This is a genomic window from Pseudoalteromonas sp. PSi26 (genome assembly GCF_054960575.1).
Genome location: NZ_JBHNYT010000004.1, coordinates 124,788 through 147,427 on the forward strand (window position 1 = coordinate 124,788; position 22,640 = coordinate 147,427).

At 37.0% G+C, this 22,640-nt stretch carries 18 protein-coding genes and 1 pseudogene; 6 read left to right on the plus strand and 13 right to left on the minus strand.

Going from position 1 to position 22,640, the window contains the following annotated elements:
• Nucleotides 1-233: 233 nt before the first annotated feature.
• Both ACFI34_RS05860 and ACFI34_RS05865 read right to left on the minus strand, forming a co-directional pair.
• Complete coding sequence (locus ACFI34_RS05860; protein WP_462672767.1) at nucleotides 234-1,229, minus strand: Gfo/Idh/MocA family protein; 996 nt, start codon at nucleotides 1,227-1,229, stop codon at nucleotides 234-236.
• A gap of 2 nt (nucleotides 1,230-1,231) precedes the next feature.
• Nucleotides 1,232-2,263 (minus strand): AraC family transcriptional regulator, encoded by a 1,032-nt coding sequence (locus ACFI34_RS05865; RefSeq protein WP_462672768.1) that lies wholly within the window; start codon nucleotides 2,261-2,263, stop codon nucleotides 1,232-1,234.
• A 95-nt stretch (nucleotides 2,264-2,358) separates the two neighbouring features.
• Between ACFI34_RS05865 and ACFI34_RS05870 the strand changes: the two genes are divergently transcribed.
• The gene (locus ACFI34_RS05870) at nucleotides 2,359-3,963 is read left to right on the plus strand and encodes a GMC family oxidoreductase (protein ID WP_462672769.1); all 1,605 of its coding nucleotides are present in this window, start codon (nucleotides 2,359-2,361) and stop codon (nucleotides 3,961-3,963) included.
• Here the strand turns inward: ACFI34_RS05870 and ACFI34_RS05875 are convergent.
• The 3 genes from ACFI34_RS05875 to ACFI34_RS05885 all read right to left on the minus strand — a co-directional run bounded on the left by ACFI34_RS05875 (nucleotide 3,960) and on the right by ACFI34_RS05885 (nucleotide 5,649).
• Entirely contained in the window at nucleotides 3,960-4,772 is an 813-nt protein-coding gene (locus ACFI34_RS05875; RefSeq protein WP_462672770.1) for a class I SAM-dependent methyltransferase, read from the minus strand. The two genes, ACFI34_RS05870 and ACFI34_RS05875, sit on opposite strands and share 4 nt — an antisense overlap.
• Before the next feature lie 6 nt (nucleotides 4,773-4,778).
• A complete protein-coding gene (locus ACFI34_RS05880) occupies nucleotides 4,779-5,162 on the minus strand; it encodes a hypothetical protein (protein WP_462672771.1) in 384 nt (127 codons plus the stop codon).
• Between the two features lie 67 nt (nucleotides 5,163-5,229).
• The gene (locus ACFI34_RS05885) at nucleotides 5,230-5,649 is read right to left on the minus strand and encodes a DUF3429 domain-containing protein (protein ID WP_462672772.1); all 420 of its coding nucleotides are present in this window, start codon (nucleotides 5,647-5,649) and stop codon (nucleotides 5,230-5,232) included.
• A gap of 262 nt (nucleotides 5,650-5,911) precedes the next feature.
• Here ACFI34_RS05885 and ahpC point away from each other — a divergent pair, with 262 nt between their 5' ends.
• Together ahpC and ahpF are read left to right on the plus strand one after the other, a co-directional pair.
• The gene (gene ahpC / locus ACFI34_RS05890; RefSeq protein WP_087533406.1) at nucleotides 5,912-6,481 is read left to right on the plus strand and encodes an alkyl hydroperoxide reductase subunit C; all 570 of its coding nucleotides are present in this window, start codon (nucleotides 5,912-5,914) and stop codon (nucleotides 6,479-6,481) included.
• A 155-nt stretch (nucleotides 6,482-6,636) separates the two neighbouring features.
• On the plus strand, nucleotides 6,637-8,220 hold the full coding sequence (ahpF, locus tag ACFI34_RS05895) for an alkyl hydroperoxide reductase subunit F (protein WP_462672773.1): 1,584 nt from the start codon (nucleotides 6,637-6,639) through the stop codon (nucleotides 8,218-8,220).
• 116 nt (nucleotides 8,221-8,336) lie between these two features.
• Here ahpF and ACFI34_RS05900 read toward each other — a convergent pair whose 3' ends face one another.
• The 4 genes from ACFI34_RS05900 to ACFI34_RS05915 all read right to left on the minus strand — a co-directional run bounded on the left by ACFI34_RS05900 (nucleotide 8,337) and on the right by ACFI34_RS05915 (nucleotide 11,917).
• Nucleotides 8,337-8,570 (minus strand): hypothetical protein, encoded by a 234-nt coding sequence (locus tag ACFI34_RS05900; protein WP_462672774.1) that lies wholly within the window; start codon nucleotides 8,568-8,570, stop codon nucleotides 8,337-8,339.
• A 32-nt stretch (nucleotides 8,571-8,602) separates the two neighbouring features.
• The gene (locus tag ACFI34_RS05905; protein ID WP_462672775.1) at nucleotides 8,603-10,630 is read right to left on the minus strand and encodes a hybrid sensor histidine kinase/response regulator; all 2,028 of its coding nucleotides are present in this window, start codon (nucleotides 10,628-10,630) and stop codon (nucleotides 8,603-8,605) included.
• A 167-nt stretch (nucleotides 10,631-10,797) separates the two neighbouring features.
• On the minus strand, nucleotides 10,798-11,019 hold the full coding sequence (locus ACFI34_RS05910) for a penicillin-binding protein (RefSeq protein ID WP_462672776.1): 222 nt from the start codon (nucleotides 11,017-11,019) through the stop codon (nucleotides 10,798-10,800).
• Between the two features lie 58 nt (nucleotides 11,020-11,077).
• On the minus strand, nucleotides 11,078-11,917 hold the full coding sequence (locus tag ACFI34_RS05915; protein ID WP_462672777.1) for a patatin-like phospholipase family protein: 840 nt from the start codon (nucleotides 11,915-11,917) through the stop codon (nucleotides 11,078-11,080).
• A gap of 485 nt (nucleotides 11,918-12,402) precedes the next feature.
• Here ACFI34_RS05915 and ACFI34_RS05920 point away from each other — a divergent pair, with 485 nt between their 5' ends.
• On the plus strand, nucleotides 12,403-13,275 hold the full coding sequence (locus ACFI34_RS05920; protein ID WP_462672778.1) for an SMP-30/gluconolactonase/LRE family protein: 873 nt from the start codon (nucleotides 12,403-12,405) through the stop codon (nucleotides 13,273-13,275).
• Nucleotides 13,276-13,290: 15 nt separating this feature from the next.
• Here ACFI34_RS05920 and ACFI34_RS05925 read toward each other — a convergent pair whose 3' ends face one another.
• From ACFI34_RS05925 to ACFI34_RS05935, 3 genes are all read right to left on the minus strand, one after another.
• A complete protein-coding gene (locus tag ACFI34_RS05925; RefSeq protein WP_462672779.1) occupies nucleotides 13,291-13,746 on the minus strand; it encodes an NfeD family protein in 456 nt (151 codons plus the stop codon).
• Nucleotides 13,747-13,763: 17 nt separating this feature from the next.
• Entirely contained in the window at nucleotides 13,764-14,717 is a 954-nt protein-coding gene (locus ACFI34_RS05930) for an SPFH domain-containing protein (protein ID WP_462672780.1), read from the minus strand.
• A 119-nt stretch (nucleotides 14,718-14,836) separates the two neighbouring features.
• Nucleotides 14,837-16,222 carry a sensor domain-containing diguanylate cyclase gene (locus ACFI34_RS05935; protein ID WP_462672781.1) on the minus strand — a complete coding sequence of 462 codons (1,386 nt, stop codon included), beginning with the start codon at nucleotides 16,220-16,222 and terminating at the stop codon, nucleotides 14,837-14,839.
• 273 nt (nucleotides 16,223-16,495) lie between these two features.
• On the opposite strand from ACFI34_RS05935, the gene ACFI34_RS05940 reads away from it, so the two are divergent.
• Nucleotides 16,496-17,389 (plus strand): cation diffusion facilitator family transporter, encoded by an 894-nt coding sequence (locus ACFI34_RS05940; RefSeq protein WP_462672782.1) that lies wholly within the window; start codon nucleotides 16,496-16,498, stop codon nucleotides 17,387-17,389.
• A gap of 39 nt (nucleotides 17,390-17,428) precedes the next feature.
• Here the strand turns inward: ACFI34_RS05940 and ACFI34_RS05945 are convergent, their stop codons facing one another.
• Complete coding sequence (locus ACFI34_RS05945; protein WP_462672875.1) at nucleotides 17,429-21,895, minus strand: EAL domain-containing protein; 4,467 nt, start codon at nucleotides 21,893-21,895, stop codon at nucleotides 17,429-17,431.
• Between the two features lie 217 nt (nucleotides 21,896-22,112).
• On the opposite strand from ACFI34_RS05945, the pseudogene ACFI34_RS05950 reads away from it, so the two are divergent.
• Nucleotides 22,113-22,612, plus strand: a pseudogene (locus ACFI34_RS05950) (isochorismatase family protein).
• Nucleotides 22,613-22,640: the final 28 nt, after the last annotated feature.

Genomic DNA, 22,640 nt, shown 5'->3' on the forward strand with positions numbered 1-22,640 from the left:
AATGAGTAATGGCTGTTTTCTGATGAAGATTGAGTAATAGTTTCTATTATCTCGTCAGGAATTGGTAAATACTTTAGGTGATTTTATCAAACTGATTGCCCACGGATGGGGATCGTTACCTAAATGTATATAAGTAAAAAGTGTGTTGTTAGTATAGTGATTTGCATTCCCCCATGGGCGTTAACTGTCGTTGGTTAACGCCCATATACAGCTTACCCCAGTCAAGGGCTAAATTAATGTGTTTTATCGTTTGGATAAATCACACCTAATTGTTTACGAGCTTCGTCAAGTACATTCATAACATCTAATGACAACGCGAAGGTGTTTACATCAGATTCCCACTGTTTTTTTTCTATGAGTTGCATAAAGTGAGCAACTTCAAACTTCATAAAATGCTCATCAAATTGTTCAGATATAATTTCTGATTCGCCATTGTTAGCAATAAACTCTACTTTTTTGAGTTGCGATACGGCTTCAATACGCATTCTGCCTAGTTCACCCTGTATTTCTGTTATGTTGTCACCTTGCGATATTTTTGAGTAGCTAATTACAGCTTGCTTATTTGAGTAATTAAGCAGTACATCGCCTGCGCCATCAACACCGGTATCTAGTAATACGCCACTTGCATTTACACTTTGCGGCGCGCCCCAAAGTGCAATTAACAAGTAAAGAGGGTATATACCTAAATCGACCAAAGCACCGTTGGCAAATTCAGGTAAAAAGGTGTTAGGACGCTCCCCATTTTTGTACTTATCGTAACGAGATGAATATTGACTGTATTGACCAATGTATTTTCGAGGAGTGCCTATTCTGCTAAGTGCTTGCTTTAACAATGTGAAGTTAGGTAAATGGGTGGTCATCATTGCTTCCATGTATAAGCACTGGTTTTGCTTAGCGGTGGCTATGATTTCTTTTAGTTCTTGGCTATTGGCTGCGGATGGCTTTTCACCGAGTACATGTTTACCTGCGTTTAAACACCTAACCGCATACTGTTTGTGTAAGCTGTTGGGCGCGGCTATATAAACTGCGTCAACGCATTCGTCTTGGCAAACTTGTTCAATACTGGTAAACGTTTTTGCATGTATATTTTGCGGGTGCTTTGCTAAAAATGCTTCGCCACTTGAATGCGCGCGAGAGCAGACTCCGTATAAATTAAAATCAGCGAGGGTATTAGCAGCGTCAAGTAATGTGTCGCTTATAAAATTAGTACCTACAATTACAAAGTTCATACTCATTCCTCAGAATAATGTTTATTTAAGTTTATCATTTTTTTAGCTCTGTATGCTCGCGGAGAATACCCAAACCAACGTTTTACACTGGCGCTGAGAGTCGCTTGTTCTTGATAGCCTAATAGCTCTGAGATGGTTGAAATACTGTAATGGTTTTGCGCCAAATAGTGCGCAGCTAATGAGCGTCGGGTTGAGTCTTTTAGTTTTACAAAGCTTGTGTTGTGTTTATTTAACTCTCTGTGCAATGTTCTTGGGTGCATACCCAGCGCTGCTGCTATGGTTTCGTTTGTGCATTGATATATTGGCAACATGGGCCTAATTAACGCGCTTACTTGCGCGGGAAGGGATTGATTATGTTGTTCGCTTTGAGCTAAAAACTGCAGTGCGGCAGGTACTTTATCGTGCTGAGGTTGTGTAATTGTTAGGGCTAAATCGGTTTTTAAAATAACAATGCCGGCACTATTTCTATTTTGTGTGACTTTACAGCCTAAGTAAGTGTTATATGCGCGGGTATTAGTGGGCTGCTTTTGGGGTAAAAATACTGCTTGTGGTTTACAGGCGTTATTACTTAATTTTTTTATTACACCCATGGCGAGGCCAATAGTTAGTTCGAGCACTTGCGTTGTTTTAGGTAATGGATTTAAGTTTATTTGAAATGATAAAAAGAGCGTTTTATCAGCTTCTAAAGGATGAATAGTCAAACTTAAAGCAGGTGTGTGTAGGTGCAAATATTTTATAACCCAGTTAAGCGCATCACCTAAATTAGTGCTACTTTTTGCTGCAATAGCAATAGGGCCAAGTATATCAAAGCTTTGCTTATAGGCCAGTTGCAGCCCAAAGCTTGGGCATTTAAGCGTTTGTGCACAATATTCAAGTAGTTCGGCGTAAGTACTATAGGGCAAGTATTGTTGCTCTAAGTTATTAAAGCAAATGTTAAGGTCAAGCTGTGTCATTATTTGTGATATGTCAGCGCCTAAGCTATTAACAAGCGAGTCTATCCCTTGTAGTGATGTGGCCTTAATAAAATTTTTCATGCATTGCTCCAGCAACTTGGTGTCTAAAAATATCAAGTTTTGATGTGTTTTTCTATGCAGTATTAATAAGGTATTAATTTTTCATAAGGGCTCACATGCAAAGCACAACATTTGATTACATTGTAATAGGGGCAGGTAGTGCAGGTTGTGTTATTGCTTCGCGTTTATCTGAAGATAAAAATGTGAGTGTATGTTTAATTGAAGCTGGCGGGGGCGATAAAAGTGCTTTTGTTCAAATGCCAGCTGCAATTGCTGCCAGTGTACCTTATGGTATTAACAGTTGGCACTATAATACAGTGCCCCAAAAAGCACTTAATAATCGGTGCGGTTTTGTGCCAAGAGGTAAAGTACTGGGTGGCTCAAGTTCAATCAATGCAATGGTTTACATTCGTGGTAATAAATACGACTACGACCAATGGGAGAGTTTGGGCAACACGGGTTGGGGTTTTAAAAATATGCTTCCTTATTTTATAAAAGCTGAAAACAACAAAGCATTTATTAATCACCCATTGCATGGTGATGATGGGCCGCTTCATGTGCAAGACCTCAATGCCCCAAGTTTTGTTAATCAATACTTTTTAAATGCCTGTGTAGAACAAGGGGTACCACTAAATAGTGATATTAACGCAGAAGAGCAAAGTGGCGCACGTTTGTCGCAGGTTACGCAGTATAATGGAGAACGCTGTAGTGCCGCAAAAGCGTATTTAACACCTAATTTAAATAGGCATAATTTAACAGTACTCACTCATTGCCACGTTAATAAAATAAAGATAAAAAATAAAACCGCGCAAGGGGTGCAAATAGAGCAGAATAAAAAGCAAATAGAGTTAACAGCTAAAAAAGAGGTGATTTTGAGTGCGGGGGCTATTAATTCGCCCCAAATTTTAATGCTGTCGGGGATTGGCCCAACAGAGCAATTAAAATTACATAATATTGATGTAAAAGTTGCGTTAGAGGGAGTAGGTGAAAATTTACAAGATCACCTTACAGTTGTTCCACTTTTTATAGCCAACAATAGCGCGGGCACCTTTGGTATAAGCCCAAAAGGTGCGCTTCAAGTTACCAAAGGGGTTGCAGATTGGTTTAGTAAACGAAACGGATGTTTAACAAGTAACTTTGCGGAGTCTCATGCGTTTATTAAATTGTTTAAAGATTCGCCGGCACCTGATGTCCAACTCGAATTCGTAATTGGGCTCGTAGACGATCATAGTCGTAAGTTGCATTATGGCCATGGGTACAGTATTCATAGCAGTATTATGCGACCTAAAAGCAGAGGGGCCATTAAGCTTGCAAACAATGACCCACACGCACCACCGCTCATTGATCCTAATTATTTAAGCCATCCAGATGACTTAAACATAATGTTGTTGGGTTTGAAAAAAACACTCGCAATAATGAATAGCCCAGCCTTTGATGAAATTCGTGCAGATATGGTTTATCCACTAGATATAAATAATGATCAGCAGCTAATAGAGTTTATTCGCCAAACAGCTGATACCGAATATCATCCTGTTGGGACGTGTAAAATGGGTAATGATGATATGTCGGTTGTCGATAGCACATTGAAAGTGAATGGCGTTAATAATTTACGTGTTGTTGACGCGTCAATAATGCCCACAATCGTCACAGGTAACACTAATGCCCCCGTTATAGCGATTGCAGAAAAGGCGGCTGACTTAATTAAGGCAGCTAATAGTTAGCTATAAAAGGTGTTTAGCCAGTGTTGCCAATCAGATTCTAAACGTAACATTTGTAAGTGCTTTTTAGCTTTAAAATGTTTTATTTGATCTTCGTCAGCTATAAAAGGCCCTACTCGGCAAAGGGGACAGTGGTTTTGTGATAAGTAGCTGGGTTTAGTTAATTGTTTGGCTAGTTGGGGTTCTAAGGCACTACTTTTTGGGCTAAATACATACGTGATCCCGCTGGTGTCTTTGACGTGTTTGTCACGGTCAACATTACGAATTTTATATCCCGAAAAACGTGTTATATCAAATGGCATTTGGCCGCAGTACTCGCTGCTTAAACGTTCGTTTAAACTGCCTTCTATGTTCCATTCACGATAAGGTTTTACATCTTTAGAGGTAATAAAGCACAGCATTGGGCCATTTGGGTTTAGTGCAAACTCAGTGGCGTATTTAATAAATTGATGTAATAAGGCTCTATTTAAAACATTTATACTTGATTGACGAGTATTAGCTTCATATTCATTTTTACCTACAAATGCAGGAATAAGTGGAAACTGAAAAATAACAACGTCAAAGCGTTGATTATAACTTTTTAACGCTTGCCAACACGCTTTGTTTGTAAAATCAAAATTATTAAGAACTTCAACACTGCATTCACGCAATTTATTTAAAGCGTTATCAGGGTACTTTTGTTCTATGGTTTGCGGGCTATCGTAAGTTGAGGCTACCAACGTGTTTGGTTTTACGTGCTCAAAAATTGCATGAGAAAACGATAAATCGCCATCGCCAACAGTAAGTATTCGCCATTTAGGGTTTAAGTACATACTTTGTTATGTGTTTTGCTTATTAACGTTTTGAAGTTGCTTATTCGCCGTATTTAAACGCTCAAAAGCAAGCCTCGTTTTTAGGCCTTCGATGGCTATTTGTTTCATAATTAAGTTAAAAGTGATTACAATAGCAAATGCAAAATGCAGTGGACCATCTGTAAACCCACCGTCAGCTTTATATAGCGTTACGCCAAATAATATGAGCAAAACAACTAAAAATATCTCAATAAGTTGATTTGAATAAAAGTTGAGGCGGTTTTCATTTTTGTGATCTTTTTTTATGCTAATAGCGCAAAAAAAAGGAATGACCTTGATTTTAAAAGCGGCGTTTTTTTCTACATAGTTTTCGCCAAGCTCGTCAAGCTGCTGGCGTAATTGGTCAATCATGGTGAGTCCTCAAATAGCTGTGCGCGGATGGTACATTATTACCGTGCAATTTTTAAGGTAATAGCTGCTATTTTGGGTAAATACTCATACCAATAATAAATATATGGCACACAAACACGACCGACGTCAGTACAAAGCGCATTTTTTGATAGTCTTTGTGGTAGGTTTGCCACTGTGGTGTTGATTTTTCAAAAAGTAGAACAAGCCAAAAACTCAGCGATAACCATCCTAAAATCCATTCAATAGGTAAAAATGCTAAAAATGGTACCGGGATAACGGGTAATACCGCTTTTATTGCATCGGCATAGCTTTGCTGGCCGGCATGCCAAAGATTACCTGCCATAAAGGCAAGAATAGAAATGCTATAAAACGTAAAAAACTCTAAGTTAACACTGTTACTACCTAGCATCAGCGGCCACGCTAAACAGGCTAGAAATGGTATTAGGCCAAGATAGCCTAATTGAATGTGATTGATAAACTTGTTCATAACAGTGTGCCTTGAATATTTTAATAGTGAGCGAGGCAATTGTATCAGCCTTAAGCGTGCAAACCGATATGTTGCAATGAATAAAATACGGATCTATCTATAATTTAGTTTAATCTTAAAAATCGATTACTTTAATCTAAACAATCAATTTTATTTTGTTAATTAATGGGCTTATTGTATTAATCAAGCCAGCAAGGTTAGCCAACAACTCTCCTTTGCTTGGTAAATTAAACAAATACATTAAATATAAATGAGGAATACTATGAGCACTTCATTAATCAACACAAAAATCCAACCTTTCAACGCAACTGCATACCACAATGGAGATTTTGTAGAAGTATCTGAAAAAGATGTACTTGGTAAGTGGTCAATCTTCTTCTTTTACCCTGCCGATTTCACATTTGTATGTCCTACAGAGCTAGGCGACCTTGCAGATCACTACGCACAGCTACAAGAAATGGGCGTGGAAGTTTACTCAGTATCAACTGATACTCATTTCACTCATAAAGCATGGCACGATACGTCAGACACAATCGGTAAAATTACTTACCCAATGATTGGCGACCCAACTGGCCGTATTACTCGCAGCTTCGGTGTAATGATTGAAGAAGAAGGCCTAGCACTTCGTGGTACGTTTGTAATGAACCCAGAGGGCGAAATCAAAGTAATCGAAACTCACGATTTAGGTATTGGCCGTAGCGCTAAAGAGTTAGTACGTAAAGTACAAGCTGCACAATACATTGCAACTCACGACGGTGAAGTTTGCCCTGCATCTTGGCAGCCAGGTGAAGACACACTTGCTCCTTCACTAGACCTAGTTGGTAAAATCTAAATATAGATTTATCCCTACTGTAAGGGCAGACAACTGCCCTTAAACCAATAAATATTCGTTTATTGGTGCCTCCTATCTCAATTTGATAATTAAGCACATGCGTTTTATTGGCATGGGAGGCTTGCTGTTTAAATTTTCCTAAAAAGGGTTAAGCCATGTTAGATAACAACATTAAAAATCAATTAAAGAGCCATTTTGAATCGCTTACTCAACCCGTTGAGCTGCTTATTGCCTTGGATGACAGCAAAAAATCAGCAGAAGTTGAAAGCTTAGCAAACGATTTAGCATCACTAAGCGATAAGTTTACGGTAATTAACAACCCAGATACAAGCGCACGTCGCCCGTCTATGATTGTACATTCACCAGTTAAAAATACCCACATTACGTTTGCAGGCGTACCGATGGGACACGAATTTACAAGTTTAGTGTTGGCGCTTTTACATACTGGCGGACACGCAAGTAAAGCAAAAAGCGAAGACATTGAACAAATACAATCACTTGATCAAGAGCTTAATTTTGAAATTTACATTAGCTTGAGCTGCCAAACATGCCCACAAGTAGTGCAGGCGCTAAATACAATGGCCGCGACGAATAGCAAGATTAAAGCAACAATGATTGACGGCGCACTATTTCAAGAAGAAGTAGAAGAGCGCAACATTTTAGCAGTACCAGCTGTTTACTTAAATGGCGAACCATTTAGCCAAGGTGCAGTAAGCCTAACTGACATATTAAACAAAGTAGATAGTAAAGGTGCAGCACGCCAAGCTGCGGCACTTAGCGAAAAAGATGAATTTGACGTATTAGTCGTAGGTGGCGGACCTGCCGGTGCATCAGCTGCTATTTATTCTGCACGTAAAGGGTTAAATACAGGTATTGTTGCAGAGCGATTTGGCGGACAAGTTGCAGATACATTGGGTATTGAAAACTTTATCTCAGTTAAAGCCACTGAAGGTCCTAAGCTTGTTGCACAGCTTGAAGAGCATGTGAAAGATTACGATGTTGACGTAATGCACAACCAACGCGCAGCAGCGCTCGAACGAGTTAATAACAAATACGAAATTACGTTAGAAAATGGGGCTACTTTAAAAGCTAAATCGCTTGTTTTAGCAACCGGTGCACGCTGGCGAGAAATGAACGTACCCGGTGAGCAAGCGTACCGCGGACATGGTGTAGCATACTGTCCGCATTGTGATGGGCCTTTGTTTAAAGGTAAGCCTGTAGCTGTAATTGGTGGTGGTAACTCTGGTATTGAAGCCGCAATCGATTTGGCAAACATTGTTGAGCATGTAACAGTGCTTGAGTTTGCAGATACACTACGCGCAGATGAAGTACTGATTCGTAAAGCAAACAGCTTAAACAATATTACTATTATTAAAAATGCCCAAACTACAGAAGTACTTGGTGACGGTAAAAAGGTGACAGGACTTACTTACACTGACCGAGTAACAGGTAATAGTAAGGCGCTTACTTTAGCGGGTATTTTCGTACAAATAGGTTTAATTCCTAACACTGAGTGGTTAAAAACTAGTGACTTAGAGTTAAGTAAATTTGGTGAAATATTAGTTGATGCAAAAGGTGCTACTTCATTACCAGGTGTTTATGGCGCTGGTGATGCAACAAACACCCCATTTAAGCAAATTATTATCGCCATGGGCAGCGGTGCAACAGCAAGTTTAGGTGCTTTTGATTATTTAATTCGCCACAGCGAAGAAGGCGATGAAGACAAAACAGCCGCTTAATCCGCAAAACCCTCTCTTGATATAACAGCAAGGTACACCCAACGCTGTTTGTTAACCCAAGCCGCCCTCTCCAAAGGCGGCTTTTTTATGATGCGAATAACTTTTTAAAAAATAGGCTAATCGCCACCACAACCAGAAACTGAGCCACTGCAACTATGATCAGAGTAGCTAGAACCACTGTTGTAAGTGGTTACACCTTTTTTTGAGCTTGTATTGAAAAAGGTAAGTAGTAATAAAAAGCTACTAACGATTAAAATTACTATGACTGAATGCCAATCCTGTGACGAATATCCAGCATAAAGTGATAAGGCTAAAATAAAGATTAAAATGGTTCTAACTATTAATTTCATTGTTATTTCCTTTAACTTATTCTCAGGTACATTTAATGTAATTCTGGTTTTACAGTTTTTATTGCTGCTGCTATGGCTGATTCTAACGAATACATTTTAAATGGCTTTGATAAAAATAAATCCATCCCGGCTTGTTTACACGCAAGCTTGTCTTGAGACGATGTATTAGCAGTTAAAGCAACAATATAGGTTTCATGAGCAGGACAAATATTTTGCTCTCTTAGCTGCTTAGTTGCCTCAAAGCCGTCTAATATAGGCATGATACAATCCATAAAAATAAGGTCATAACGCTTTTGCTTACATTTTAAAACAGCGTCTTGCCCGTCCACAGCAAAGTCGGGATTTATATCAAGCTTATTTAAGGATGCGTTAAGCACTAATCTATTTATGTCGTTGTCATCAACAACAAGTACAGATAACTCACTTGTATTAATATTAATGTTAGCGAGGGGTTTATCCTCAACTATTTGTTCTTCACCTTGGGTTATTGGGACATAAACTGAAAATGTAGAACCTTTATTTATTTCGCTAGTAACTTCAATTTTTCCACCCATGTACTGCACAAGTTCTTTTACAATTGCTAGGCCCAGGCCGGTGCCACCTTTTGTATTTTTAGCATCGACTTCTTGCGTAAATGGCGAAAATAGCGATTTAAGAAATTCAGGCGTCATCCCTCTGCCTGAATCAGTCACGGTAATAGTGAGTGATGAAGCGCCGTCATTATTGGTTAAAAATGTGTCCAGCTTTACACTACCTTGTTCTGTAAATTTTAATGCATTACTGAGTAAATTGGAGGTTATTTGGCTTAAGCGTGTGTTATCGCAATAGGCCCAGTAATCGTCAGTAATTTCATTTTTTACTTCAAGTGCAACACGCTTATCAGTAAATAACGGGGTGTAAAGTGAAACAAGGTCAGTAAAAACAGTTTTTAATAAAACATTATTTGGCTCAAGCTTAAGCTCACCATGATTAATTTTTGAAAAATCAAGAACTTCATTAATGATACTTAATAATGTGTCTGAGCTTCGAAGCGCAACTTTAATTTTTTCTGTTCTTTTTTCTGGGTCATGCTCATCTATCAAATTGGTGAGCATGCCTGTGATACCATTAAGCGGTGTTCTGAGTTCATGGCTTATTTTTGCAAAAAGCATGCTTCTATCAAAAAGTAAGCGTTCAGCTTCTGCTTTTTTACTTTCAAGCTCTTCGCGTAGTTTCATCGATTCAGTAATATCTTGAAATGTACCAAACAGCCTTACGCAGGTGTCGCCTTCAAATTCAGCTTCACCGAATGTAGAAACCCAGATGTTGTTATTATTTGCGGTAACAATTTCTAATTCTAAATTCCACTTTTCGCCTTTGCCAACAGCTAATTCTACTGCTCTGGTAATTTTTTCTCGGCTAGGTCCTTCTTTGTAGAAGTTTATTGCTGTTTCCATCATTGGTTGATAGTTTTCATCAACTTCATGAATAAGCTTAGTTTGTTTGCTCCAAAAAATTTTATTGTGAACAACATCAACTTCCCACGTGCCAATGTTTGCAACGCTTTCGAGTTTTAAAAGGCTATTGCTGTTTTTTATTAGGCGATCTTTTGTTTGGCTTCTGGCAAATTCCGCACCTAACCATTGTGCAAATAATTCTATATAGTCATAGGCTTGATCGGTGAATACCGGAGATTGACTGGCTGATGAAAAGTTAACAGTTCCAAAAACCTCATTTCCAACTTTAATTGGAGCACCAATGTAAGACTCTAGTTGAAAATTAGCAAAGCATGGGTGATCGGCTATTTCGCTTTGAGATACATTATGAAACGCAAGTGCAGAGCCTGCATTAAGTGTATGAACGCAGTAAGTATCATCTAAATTAAATTGCGTGCCGATAGCAAGTCCGTTGTCTGGGGTCACTGCGTATAAAACGGTGTAAATACGCTCTTCTACTTCACTGATGATAGCTAAATCGAGGTCAAAGATTTTAAGCCCAAAATTTAATAATTTTTGCGTTTTATCATCAAAAGCCAAATTTTGATCAGAGACTATGTCGTGAAATTGCCTAAGAAAATTCAATAGAAAAAGATCCTTTAGAAATTATTTTTCAAATCCAATTTTAACTAGCAGCATATACAGATAGAACAAAATTGAAACAGTGTCGATTTATTACTCACTAACTAAATAATATAAAGACGCTTTTTAAATAAAACGTAATTTAAGAATATTAGTTATTTAGTGCTTATTTAATAAGTTGAGTTAGGTGTGTACTCTGGGTTGATATCTCCATCAACTTCTTCGGGATCAACATCGTTTATCAGCAGTGTTTCTCTTACAGTTTCAATATGACTCAGTACTGATTGATAACGTTCACCGTATTCGTATTTAGTTACTTCAATAGCTTTTGGCATATACGTAAATGCTATTTTAAGAGCGTGAAGGGCATCTTCATTCATTTTTTCACTCATAAACTTCTCCTAACTAAATTAATATCGGCGGTTAAAGTATTTTCTTTAATTGTTTATTTTAGACTGCTTGCAAGTATGAACGTGCCTCAGCTATGCCCATTTGGTATCCGTTATTTAAAGTATTAAACGATTTGGTGGTTCTGCCCACTTTAAAGTGCTTTGGTGGTGCAATAATATTAACGATACAATCGCTGGGTGGGTTTTCTATAAAATCGATACTTTTATTATATACGTCAGCTCTATTTAATGCTGCATTTATGAGTGCAGGATAGCCCCTGTAAATTTGTTTAGTGAGCCAAGGAATTTTTGTCGCTTTTTTCTTGTACCCTCGTGAACGTGACAAGATAACCGTTATTTCGCGCGCCCCCATTTCATACGCCTTGATAACAGGAATAGAGTCTGCAACTCCACCATCCGTCATAGGTGTGTTATTTATAATCGGGTACCCACGATATGCAATAGGAATTGCGCAGGATGCTTTTAATTGCTCAACCATATTGTCGTTTGTTGCTTCTAAATAATAGGCTTTACCTGAATCTATAGCGGTAGCAACAATATAAAACGGTTGTGGGTTGTGCTCAAATATTTCGGTTTGTAGACGAATTTCACGAATAGTTTCTTCCCATAACCAATCAAGGTCAAATAAGTGACCACCTTTTAAAAACCGAGCCAGATTAATAAACTCCGGCCTACATGAATAATCAGTTATCACTTTGTAGTTTCGCATAGGTTGCTTACATAAGAATGCGGCTATATTAGTTGCTCCTGCAGAAACGCCAAAGTAACAATCAAAGGGCTGATGATTATGCGATAAAAATTCATCAAGGACGCCTGCAGCAAATATACCGCGCATTGCGCCACCTTCGACTACAAGTGCATGTTTTATATTTTTAGCCATAATTTTAACTCCTTTTAATCTGACTTTATGTTATCAACTAAGGCTAGTGAGAGCGAGTTATAAAACACATATTATCAATAAGTTGCATTCATATTAAAGGTTAATTCAATAATAAGTGAGCAATAAATCAGACGTTTAATTTAATAAATATGTTGTTAGTTAATATATTAATTAATCGACATGATATTTTTAGTAATTTTATGGCTGTAATTACATCGCACTGACTTATATTTTTTGTTAATGTTAGGCTTTAAGCTTATGTTAATAATAAACCTTTAAAAGGGTCACTAATTTTGCAACATTAAGATGGATAATACGCGTCATTATTTTTGCATAAATTGACATATTTATAGTTATTATATCGCGAACGTAATTTAGTATAATTTAGCCGTTGTTGCTATCGAGCCCGTTAATTTAAGAGCCTTGTACTGCGATTAATTGTACCAAGGCCATAGTTTGCTCCTCAAAGGTAAATAAACTCTATAATGAGCAATTTTAAAATCACCTTATTTAATAATACGCAAAATCAGCTTGGTGAAAGTCCGCTATGGCACCCAATGTTGGCAACACTCTTTTGGGTTGATATCAATAAAAAACTGTTGTTTTGTCGCTCACTTGATAAATCAGTAAATTTTTACTCGGTTGAAATGCCTTTTATAGTGACAGCTATAGCTTGGCATGATGCAGAACATTTAATTTTAGGAACTGAATCTGGAATTTATCGTTATCATATAAAGCGTAAAATACTTCAGTTAATTACGGAACTTGAAAGTGGCGACACGAATAGGCGCTCAAACGATGGGCGTGCTGATCCCTGGGGGGGCTTTTGGTTAAGTACAATGGATAAGTCTGCCGAAAAAGGGCAAGGCAAGATATACCGCTATTACAATAAAAAGCTTGATTGCATTGTTACTGATTTAACCATTCCTAATGGTTTGTGTTTTGATAAAGCTCGCTCTCGTGGTTACTACTGTGACTCTTTTACAAGCTGTATTTACGTTCTTGACCTTGATGTTAATACAGGTGAAGTTGTTGGTACGGCAAAGGTATTCTATCAATTTAATAACAGTGATGTAGATCCCGATGGTTGCGTTGTTGATAGTATTGGTAACTTGTGGTTAGCGGTATGGGGAATGGGCTGTATTATGTGTTTATCGCCTGATGCAGAAGTAATTCATACAATAAAAGTAAATAACCTCAATCCTACATGTACAGTATTTGGCGGCAAACAAGGTGAGTTGCTATTTGTCACTTCAGCATTGTGCGATTCTAATAATGACTTACAAAATATACAAGGGACGACACTTCAAATTAGCGGGATAAAAAACGGACAACTAGAGCCACCCGTTATTTTATAATTTGCTTACAGGTTACTAGGAGACTGGTTTGACCCACATAACGCCAACATCTTTTTTCATAACGTATACTCGAGTGCCTGCAGAAATTGCTTGCTCACTTTTTAATTTCCAGCTAATACCTGAATAATTATACGTAGTTAACCCTTGATCGGTAACGTCGCCATCTAGGGTAAACGTAAGCTCTGCAAAATCGTTTGTTACGGGCTTTGTGTCCACACGGTTTTGCATTTTTTTTAGAGGTTTCCACAGACCAATGGCTAAAATTGCCGTTACCACTGTGTTACTCCATAGTGCAGTTGTTAATGAGTCAGGCAGTATACCTATGCTCATTGAAAAACCAGTTATCAGTAATGATAAGCCAAAAAATAATAGAATAATAGTAGAGAGACCCAGCACGGCTACTTCTATTATCAAGGCAATTATACCAAGCACCATAAGCGCTTGTGGTAAATTTTGCAGAATAAAATCCATACAAACCTCTTTAGGCGTTAACCTTTGTTTTGCTTATTTAAACTATTTATGATTGCCATGCCTTGCGCAACCATTGAGCTTGCATCTGTTGCGTTGTCAGGGAGTAGAACAACAGATGATTCACGTGCAATGGCTTCTTTAGCCGAAATGGCTTTGGTAGCTAAATCAAGTTGAATTGCTTTTTGTCCTTGCTCTGTGTCAGCTGCTTCACCGACTTTTAATAGTGCATTGGCTTGCGCTTCTGCGACGGTTGTAATTGCGGTAGCTTCACCTTCTGCACGTAAAATTTGCTCAGCTTTATCTGCTTCTGCAGCAAGTACTTGTGCTTGCTTTTTACCTTCAGCGACATTTATGTTTGCTTGACGGTCACCTTCAGACTCTAAAATTTGAGCACGTTTTACACGCTCAGCCTTCATTTGTGCTTCCATAGCTTCCATAATCGAGTTCGGTGGCACAATATCTTTAATTTCGTAACGCAGCACTTGAATACCCCATGGCTCAGATGCCTGGTTTATTGCAGCTACTATATTTGTATTTAGTAGGTCACGCTCTTCAAAGGTTTTATCTAGCTCCATTTTACCGAGCTCTGAGCGCATTGTTGTTTGCGAAAGCTGAACAACTGCAAATGTATAATCGTCAACACCATAGGTAGCTTTGTACGGGTCTAATACCCGAAAGTATAATACGCCGTCTACAATTAACGAGATGTTATCTTTTGTTATAGCTGATTGTGATGGCACATCTTGCGCCTGTTCTTTTAAACTGCGGTCGGCAGATATTCTATCAATAAAAGGGATAATAAAGTTAAGGCCGGCTTCTTTGGTTGATTGGTATTTACCAAACCGTTCAATTAGCCAAGCTCTATTTTGAGGTACAAATTTAACACTGCTTTTTAGAAGCACAATAACAAATATGAGTAAGAATGCCTCAACAGTAAATACGATATTGAGGATTTGTGACACTGGATCCATTTAAATATTCCTTATAATAATTAATCATAAAATGGTGTGTTGTTTTAATTTTGAACTAATAAAGACTACCACTTTTCAATGTAATTACCTACAAAAAGTGGCTACTTAAGAAGTACATATTATCGAGGGGGGCTCTCTGAAATTTTATTTCGACCAGTTTCTTTCGCGTTATAAAGAGCAGCATCTGCTTTTGCAATAATATCTTCAGCTATCGTTTTTGTATTAGGAATTAGGCTATAAAAACCAATGCTTAAAGTAAGTATGTCACTTACTTCAGAATATTTATGCTCTATGCCCAACTTGGCTATTTCTTTTTGAATTAGAGTGGAAAAACAATATGCATTATCCGTATTGGTACAGGGTAAAATAAGTGCAAATTCTTCACCACCATATCGAGCTGCTAAGTCGCCAGGGCGCTTACATAAATTTTGGAGTGTTTCTGCAACTTGTTTTAATGCCTCATCCCCTTTTTGATGACCATAACTATCGTTGTATTTTTTAAAGAAGTCGATGTCGCAAATAAGTAAACTGATGGGTTGTTGGTAACGAACGCATCGTTGTATTTCGTCATCTATAGTTTGATCAAAGCATCGACGATTAGCTATGTTAGTCAAGCCGTCTGTATTTACCAGCTCACTTAATTTTTGATTGGCTGTGATAAGTTGCTGCTGAGTAAGTTCTAATTTTTTTTTATAGTTTATATTTTTGAACGCATTGGTTAGTATTTCACCAACTAATTTTATTCTGATTAAGTCAAGGTTTGTCCATTCACGTTTTACTGCTACACAATCGCAACCAATAAAACCAACAAGCTCTTTTTCGTAGCTTAAGCCAATACACAGTACTGATTTGATTTTTTGTAGTTCAAATTCTTTTTTTTCACCACCTGCAGAGGCTGGTAGATCCGTAACATCATTTACTTTAAAAAGGTAAGTGTCGTTCATTAATTTAAAAAAGTAAGGGAGTTCGCTTTTAGGTACATTTTGCAACGAATCCTTAAAAGGCGTTATGCCTTTATTTACCCATTCATGTGTATTACTCATTTGTGTGTTTTCGTCGTTAAATTTAAATAGGTAGCTGCGATCTGCATGGCATACAGTGCCAATTGCTTTTAGTGCATAATCTATATGGCTATCTATATTATCGTTCTGAATATCAATGAGATCGGCTGATATATTCGATATAACAACATCAAAATTATATTGTTCATCAATTGTTTGTTTTTCTATTTCAAAGGTGATCATTGAAACGGTCTCAGTAATATTGGCAAATTTAATGTTCAGTAAAAAGGCTGTTTGATCAACTTCAAGCACCACTTTATTTTGAACATTAGGTAAAAGGTAAACATCAAAAAGGTTTTGTAATAATAAAGTTTTTTTACTTAAAGGGCTTATTAGTTTTATGTGATCAAAGTGATTTTCATTTAAGTCAGAATGCTGCTTTAAATTAAACAGGTTTAAAGCGGACTCGTTCGCTTTGTAGTAGCGTGTTTTTGAGTCGTGCACTAAAACAGCAAAAGGGAGACACTTTAATGTACTCCAGATTTCTTTTATCGAGTTCAACGCTTAAGTTACCTCATTTTCTATCGAAGATAGGATATATCCGATTGATTTTTATTCTTATAATATAGTTTTAGTACAGTTTTGTTGATATTACTAACTTTTTTAGTGCGTTAATGTGAGTGACGCATTATAATTGATACTGTATATCATTACTCCTTTCTCAGTGAGCCTTAAGCGGTTTACTTGCATTTTAAGTATAGGTAACCCAAGTATTTCATGACTGAAATTACAACACACCAAGCTTCTCGAAGGCGCTTACTCATTGCGCTAGCCATAACATGCTCATTTATGATCATACAAGTAATTGGCGCATACTATGCTAATTCGCTTGCTGTATTAGCTGATGCAGGACACTTGTTTGTGCATAATAGTTCGCTATTTATTGCCTTAATAGCTTCAAGTTTTGCTATTCACTTAGCTAAAACTTTCAATGATGGCTATCAACGGGCTGAGTTAATGGGGGGGCTTATTAATGGTATTTTATATCTCGCCATTAGCTTGGTGATTCTATATGAAGGTGGGGAGCGGTTTATCCATCAGCATGAAGGTAACGAGCTTGAGATAAATAGTTACTTAATGTCGGTAATTGCGGGGCTAGGCTTTTTGTTTCACGGTGCGGCTGCTTGGGTATTATACAAAGGACGAAAAGCAAGCATTAATGTTTACGCTGTGTTCTTACATTCGTTTTTTGATTTGATTTCTACTGTGTCCACTTTTATTGCCGGTGTATTAATATATTTAACAGGTCTTGCGGTCATCGATATTTTATCGAGTATGCTCATAGCATCGTTTGTATTGTTTACGGGCGTTAAAGTAATTATAAGTTGTATTAAAGGTTTGCGTTTAAATAAAGCAAAACTTCCAAAGGTAACAGATATTGAAAGCGAAATCACAAGCATAGAACACGTACATAATGTACATAATGTAACTGTAACACGTAATTACGATGGCCTAGTCGTGGGGGCTCATGTGGTACTCAAAAAGCACTGTACTATTGAAAAACACGATGAAGCATGCCGTTTAAAGGTAGAAAACCTGCTTGCTGAAAGGTTTAGAGTAACCAGTAGCGTACTACAAATTGAAAGCCATGAATGTCACCATATTCATTAATTAATATTTTGACTGTTGACCAGTTAACTAATCATCTTATCAGATGAGTTCAATAATCTTATTAAAGCAATGCGCTTCTTTCAGTGCTTTTGCATCCATAGGTCTTGCAAAGTAATAGCCTTGAAGTACATGACAACCTTCATTCGATAAAAACTCCATTTGTTGGCGGTTTTCGACTCCTTCAGCAATGCAATATAGGTTCAAATTTTCAGCTAAAGAGAGTATCGTTCTGATGATCGATTCGTCTCCATTGTCTTCACCTATACTATTTACAAAACTTTGGTCTATCTTTATGACGTTGATTGGGAATTGGCTTAAATAAGTTAATGATGAATACCCTGTGCCAAAGTCATCAAGCAATAATTTAAATCCTGCTGCTTTTAATTTTTGTAATTGCTTAGCAGCTTTCAGTTTATCTTCAAGTAATATGCTCTCTGTAATTTCGAGCCTCAGTTGCTTTGGCAGAATACCCGCGTCTGCTAGGATATATTGTAGACGCTCGGTTATATTCTCCTTCAATATATGTTTTGGTGATAGGTTTAAGGAAATATAAAATAATGGATTTTCATCCAGTAGAGGCGCTAACTCAATAAGTGCGCGTTTGAGAGAAAACTCAGTTAAGCGCTCAATTAAACCGGTTTCTTCTGAAATAGGAATAAACACCGCAGGTGAAACAAATTGCCCTTTGTTTTTCCAGCGCATTAGTAACTCTACACCATTTATTGTTCTTGCTTCAATATCAACAATTGGCTGATAGTGGTTTAGTAATAAGTCGGCTTTTACTGCATCTTTTAGATCATTTTCGAGCATTAGCTTTTGTTTTATTTGTTCGTTCATTTCATCGCTAAAGAAGCTAAAACCGTTCCTGCCATTTTGTTTTGCTTGCATCATTGCAACGTCGGCGTTGCGAATTAAGATGTCGGTTGTTACTGCATCAAATGGGTACAAAGCAACGCCTATACTGGCAGAAATATTAATAGCAAAGTCTTCAATCATCACTTTATTTGCTAATTCAGCACTAATTAGTTTGACGGTTTCTTTTAATGAGTCCTGGGATTCTATATTTTTAATAAGAACTAAAAACTCATCTCCGCTTTGACGGCCAAGCTGTGCATTTTCGTTAAGTATATTACTGACCCGCTCAGTAATATTGCAAAGAAGCTTATCACCTACAGCATGACCAAAAGAGTCATTCACTGGTTTAAACTTATCTAAATCTATAAACAGGAGTGCGCAATGTGTATTCGATCTTTTGGCTTGTTCAATGGCTTCCTCAATGTTTTGGTACATTAAACTACGGTTTGGCAGTTTTGTAAGTGCGTCATAGTTAGCTAAATAACGCAGCTCATTTTCAGCTCTTTTTTGCTCTGTTAGGTCAGAAATAACAATTACATAGTAGCTTACTTCTGTTGTGCTTTTAGCTACTGCAGTCACATTAATATGCACGGGATGCGTATTGCTTTTAGCTGTTTTAATTAAGGTATCTATATGCCAGTTTTCAGTTGGCTGCAATGCCTTTAATGTTTTAGCAAATTCTTTACACTTTTCTATACCAAGAGATTTTACAAATAGTTTAGGGCTAATATTTGTAGATGTTTGTGTATCTGAGAACGTTCTCATAAAGCTATTATTTGCTGAAAATGGCATTAATTGGTCGTCTAAAATCAGCAACCAATCGTTTATTTGGCTAAATGCTTCACCTAGTATTTTGGCTTGTTCCTCATTGGCACGCTGCTCTGTAATATTGGTATAAATACCTGATACATACAAAGGTTTGCCTGTTTGAGTATCAAAAATTATTTGGCCAGTATCTTGGTACCATAGCCACTGACCATTTTTATGGCGAAGACGAAATGTTAATTGCCAATTTTTATTTTTACTTTTATTACTTATATAGTTTTGCCACTTGGTTTCAAAGCGGCGCTTATCGTCAGGATGTATAATAGAAAAAAACTGCTCTATAGCTACCCGTTCTTCTAGGTTTTCGTAGCCCAGTTCTGTGCCACGTAAAGTATTTACTGAGCGGTCTAAAAATTGATAATCCCATACGCCACTTTTATTGTTTCTAAGGGCGAGTTCTGTTTGCTTTTTTGAGTTTATGGTGTCTGTATGCGCTTGTTGAATAACATTTTGGCGATTACGGTATTGCCAGAAAAATAAAGCGAAGAGACTTAACATAACTAAAATATATGTAAATATTGCAAAGGGTGACTTCCAAGGGGCATAGGCTACATTCATACTCAGCTTAACTGGTTGGGCTTTAATTACACCATCTTTAAAATGTGCGTTGATAGTGAGAGAGTAGCTACCTGGTCGAAGTTTAGTAAAAAACACCTGATTTGATTTTAAGTTTTCATAGGTAAGTGATGTTGGACCATCAAGAACCACATCATAGAACGTTTTATTTGTATCTGGATACGAAAAATCAGAAAAACTTACCGTTAACCCCATATCATCATGGTTAAGACTGAGCGGTTGATTACTGTATTTAAAGGGTGAAAAAGTCAATTCCCTTGTTAATAAACTGACATCTGTAATTGCTAATTCATGTATTTTAGTTGCTTCTTTTGTATTGAAATCAGCAGGGTTAAAAAGTAGGGCGCCTGCATTACTGCCAATTATTATTTGCCCATTATTCAATTTTTTTTGTGCATAGTCTGTAAATTTATTGGTGTTTAAACCATCTTTAACGGAAAAACTTGTAACATTAAGCGTGTCGAGGTTTACCTTGTAGAGTCCATTTTCAGAGCTTGCCCACAGATAGCCTTTTTCATCAGGCACTAAAGACAAAATTGAATTAGAATTTAAAGAGTTTTTAAGGCCTAAAGAATGCTTTTGTTCGTAGCTTTGTGGGTCTATGCCAATTAAACCTTCATGAGTAGTTGCAAGCCATAAAACATTTCTTTTCAAGTCAAGGTAGTAATTATCTACCGTGTAATAAATGTCATCTCTATTTTTTGATGATTGAAATATGAGGGTTAATTTTTGTGTTTCTTCGTTATACCTAAACAGGCTATTGGTCATGCTAATTAAAAGTTCATTAGGATGAGTTTCAAGTGGTGGGAGAAGCACATAGGTATACATAGGGTCTAGGAAGTTTTTAAGTCCTTTAATAACCCTTATATCACCCGTTATTTCGTTAAATAGGTAAAAGTTTTTGTCGTTTGCAAACGCATAGTGATGAGAGTCAATTTGGGCAAAACCGAAAACAGTCGGTTGAGTGAGTAAATCGTTATTACTACTCAAATTTGTTACTAGTTGATTACTGTTTTTATCAAACAATTCAAACCCATTGTATGTAGACAGCCATAAATATTGGTTGTTCCCAAGGGAAGAAGCAAAAATATCATGAATTGCCGAGGATCCAAACACTGCTTTAGAGTCAGTTGAGTTTAAAAAGGTACGCGTGGTTTTTGTCTTAGGGTTGTATTGAGCTAGGCCATCGTTTGTGGCAAACCATAAAATACTATCGTTGTCTTCGTAAATTTTGTTTATTGTATTATTGACGGGCAAATTAATATTTTTAAACCGCCTAGTTTTAATAGGCCATGTGAATACCCCCTGGCTTCTTGAGGATAACCAAAGCACTCCGGTTTGGCTTATTGTTAAATCGCTAATCGTGTTATCGTTTATATTAAATTTACTATTTTCATAATTTAATGTGAGCTCTATTTCGCCGTTTGTTCGGTTGAAACTAAACAACCCTTTTTCGGTTGCTACAAAATCACCATGATCAGAACTAATGTAATCCCAAATATTGAGGTCGGGAATAAGCGTTGTTATTTTAGAGCTGAGTGAGTGGTTATCATTTAAAAATGCGAATCTATACAGTCCTTCTACTGTACCAACTAGAAGACCAAGTTCTTTATCTACCTGTAAGAACTTTACATTAATGTTGTCTACTGTTATTTGTTGGGCAGAGTGAAGCGGTACTTCGGTAAGTTGATTACTAGCAAGGTTTAATGCATATAGCCCATCATTGGCGCCAATATAAAGTGTATTATTATGTAGTGTTAGAGCGCGTATATATGAGGTTTTATTAGTTATAGCCGCTGTTTCTGTAAAAGCACCGGTGGTTTTATTGTAGGTGAATATTTGGTTATCAATAGCTAAATGGTAAAGCTCGTTCTGTCCGGCCATTGCTGAAACAGGAGAATAAACTTGTGTTTCTTTATCTAGCTGGCCAGAGTAGATTTTTTTTGTTTTAAGAGTTTGTGGGTCTATTAGGTATGCACCAGCTATATCAGTGGAAACAAGTAACTTACCATCGTTTGTTTTTAACAGTGTAAAGATGTAGTGTTTGTCTAGCTCAAAACCACCGTCGAATGTTTTAACGGTATAGCCATCAAACCTGTTTAATCCTTGTTGTGTTGCAATCCAAATGTATCCAATCTCATCTTCTTGTATTTTTTCAACATAATTTTGCGAGAGTCCTTCATCGGTAGAAAGACGCTGTAATTGTTGGGCGTAATTTTGCGATGAGAATGCATTAGGAATACACAACATGAAAAATAAAATAAAAAGGCAACGTTTACTAAATGGCACTGATGACCGATCTCCACAACAGGTAATGCATTATTCAGCTAAGTGTTAAATATAGCACAAGTTTTATTTTGTTATTACAAAAAATAAACATATTTTGTCAATGCAAATTTAATGCAATGAACTAATGTATATTACTATTTAAGAGTTTTAGGGAAGTTTTAAATGGTTTTTAACAAACATACAAGCTAAAGATAGTCTTTTACTGATAATAGACATTCAAGAGTGACTTTCCCCTATGATCAGTGATTTTCAAAATCTTTTAAAAAACACGCTAAACTTAGGGCAGGCGCCTTACGTGCACGATGTACTGACACTAATTACAGAGCAATACGTGGATGGATTAGGAGAAACCAATAAAAAATTAAATCGGTTTTACCGCGGGCTACGTACTTCAGTAAGGTTCATTTTAGTGCCTGTGAAGAGGCTGGTTTTTTAGACAAATTAACCAGTTTCAACAAAAAAACTATTGTTGTGGTAGGCACTGAGGCGCATGTATGTGTTTTGCAAACGTGTATCGATTTATTAAAAAGTGGATTTGAGGTAGTTTTAGTAACAGACGCAATAGATTAACTAAAGCATGGTGGAGCGGTAATTTCATGTGCGGAAATTATTATATTTCAATGGACAAAAACCGCAGCTACGCCTACGTTTAAGAAAATATTAGCTATAATTAAATAGGCTACTTGTATAAAATGTAAATAAAATG

Bases quoted from the DNA above. Each gene is read 5' to 3' on its own strand.
- ACFI34_RS05860 (WP_462672767.1), bottom strand. From the start codon at position 1,229: ATGAACTTTGTAATTGTAGGTACTAATTTTATAAGCGACACATTACTT.
- ACFI34_RS05865 (WP_462672768.1), bottom strand. From the start codon at position 2,263: ATGAAAAATTTTATTAAGGCCACATCACTACAAGGGATAGACTCGCTT.
- ACFI34_RS05870 (WP_462672769.1), top strand. From the start codon at position 2,359: ATGCAAAGCACAACATTTGATTACATTGTAATAGGGGCAGGTAGTGCA.
- ACFI34_RS05875 (WP_462672770.1), bottom strand. From the start codon at position 4,772: ATGTACTTAAACCCTAAATGGCGAATACTTACTGTTGGCGATGGCGAT.
- ACFI34_RS05880 (WP_462672771.1), bottom strand. From the start codon at position 5,162: ATGATTGACCAATTACGCCAGCAGCTTGACGAGCTTGGCGAAAACTAT.
- ACFI34_RS05885 (WP_462672772.1), bottom strand. From the start codon at position 5,649: ATGAACAAGTTTATCAATCACATTCAATTAGGCTATCTTGGCCTAATA.
- ahpC (WP_087533406.1), top strand. From the start codon at position 5,912: ATGAGCACTTCATTAATCAACACAAAAATCCAACCTTTCAACGCAACT.
- ahpF (WP_462672773.1), top strand. From the start codon at position 6,637: ATGTTAGATAACAACATTAAAAATCAATTAAAGAGCCATTTTGAATCG.
- ACFI34_RS05900 (WP_462672774.1), bottom strand. From the start codon at position 8,570: ATGAAATTAATAGTTAGAACCATTTTAATCTTTATTTTAGCCTTATCA.
- ACFI34_RS05910 (WP_462672776.1), bottom strand. From the start codon at position 11,019: ATGAGTGAAAAAATGAATGAAGATGCCCTTCACGCTCTTAAAATAGCA.
- ACFI34_RS05915 (WP_462672777.1), bottom strand. From the start codon at position 11,917: ATGGCTAAAAATATAAAACATGCACTTGTAGTCGAAGGTGGCGCAATG.
- ACFI34_RS05920 (WP_462672778.1), top strand. From the start codon at position 12,403: ATGAGCAATTTTAAAATCACCTTATTTAATAATACGCAAAATCAGCTT.
- ACFI34_RS05925 (WP_462672779.1), bottom strand. From the start codon at position 13,746: ATGGATTTTATTCTGCAAAATTTACCACAAGCGCTTATGGTGCTTGGT.
- ACFI34_RS05930 (WP_462672780.1), bottom strand. From the start codon at position 14,717: ATGGATCCAGTGTCACAAATCCTCAATATCGTATTTACTGTTGAGGCA.
- ACFI34_RS05940 (WP_462672782.1), top strand. From the start codon at position 16,496: ATGACTGAAATTACAACACACCAAGCTTCTCGAAGGCGCTTACTCATT.
- ACFI34_RS05945 (WP_462672875.1), bottom strand. From the start codon at position 21,895: ATGTTGTGTATTCCTAATGCATTCTCATCGCAAAATTACGCCCAACAA.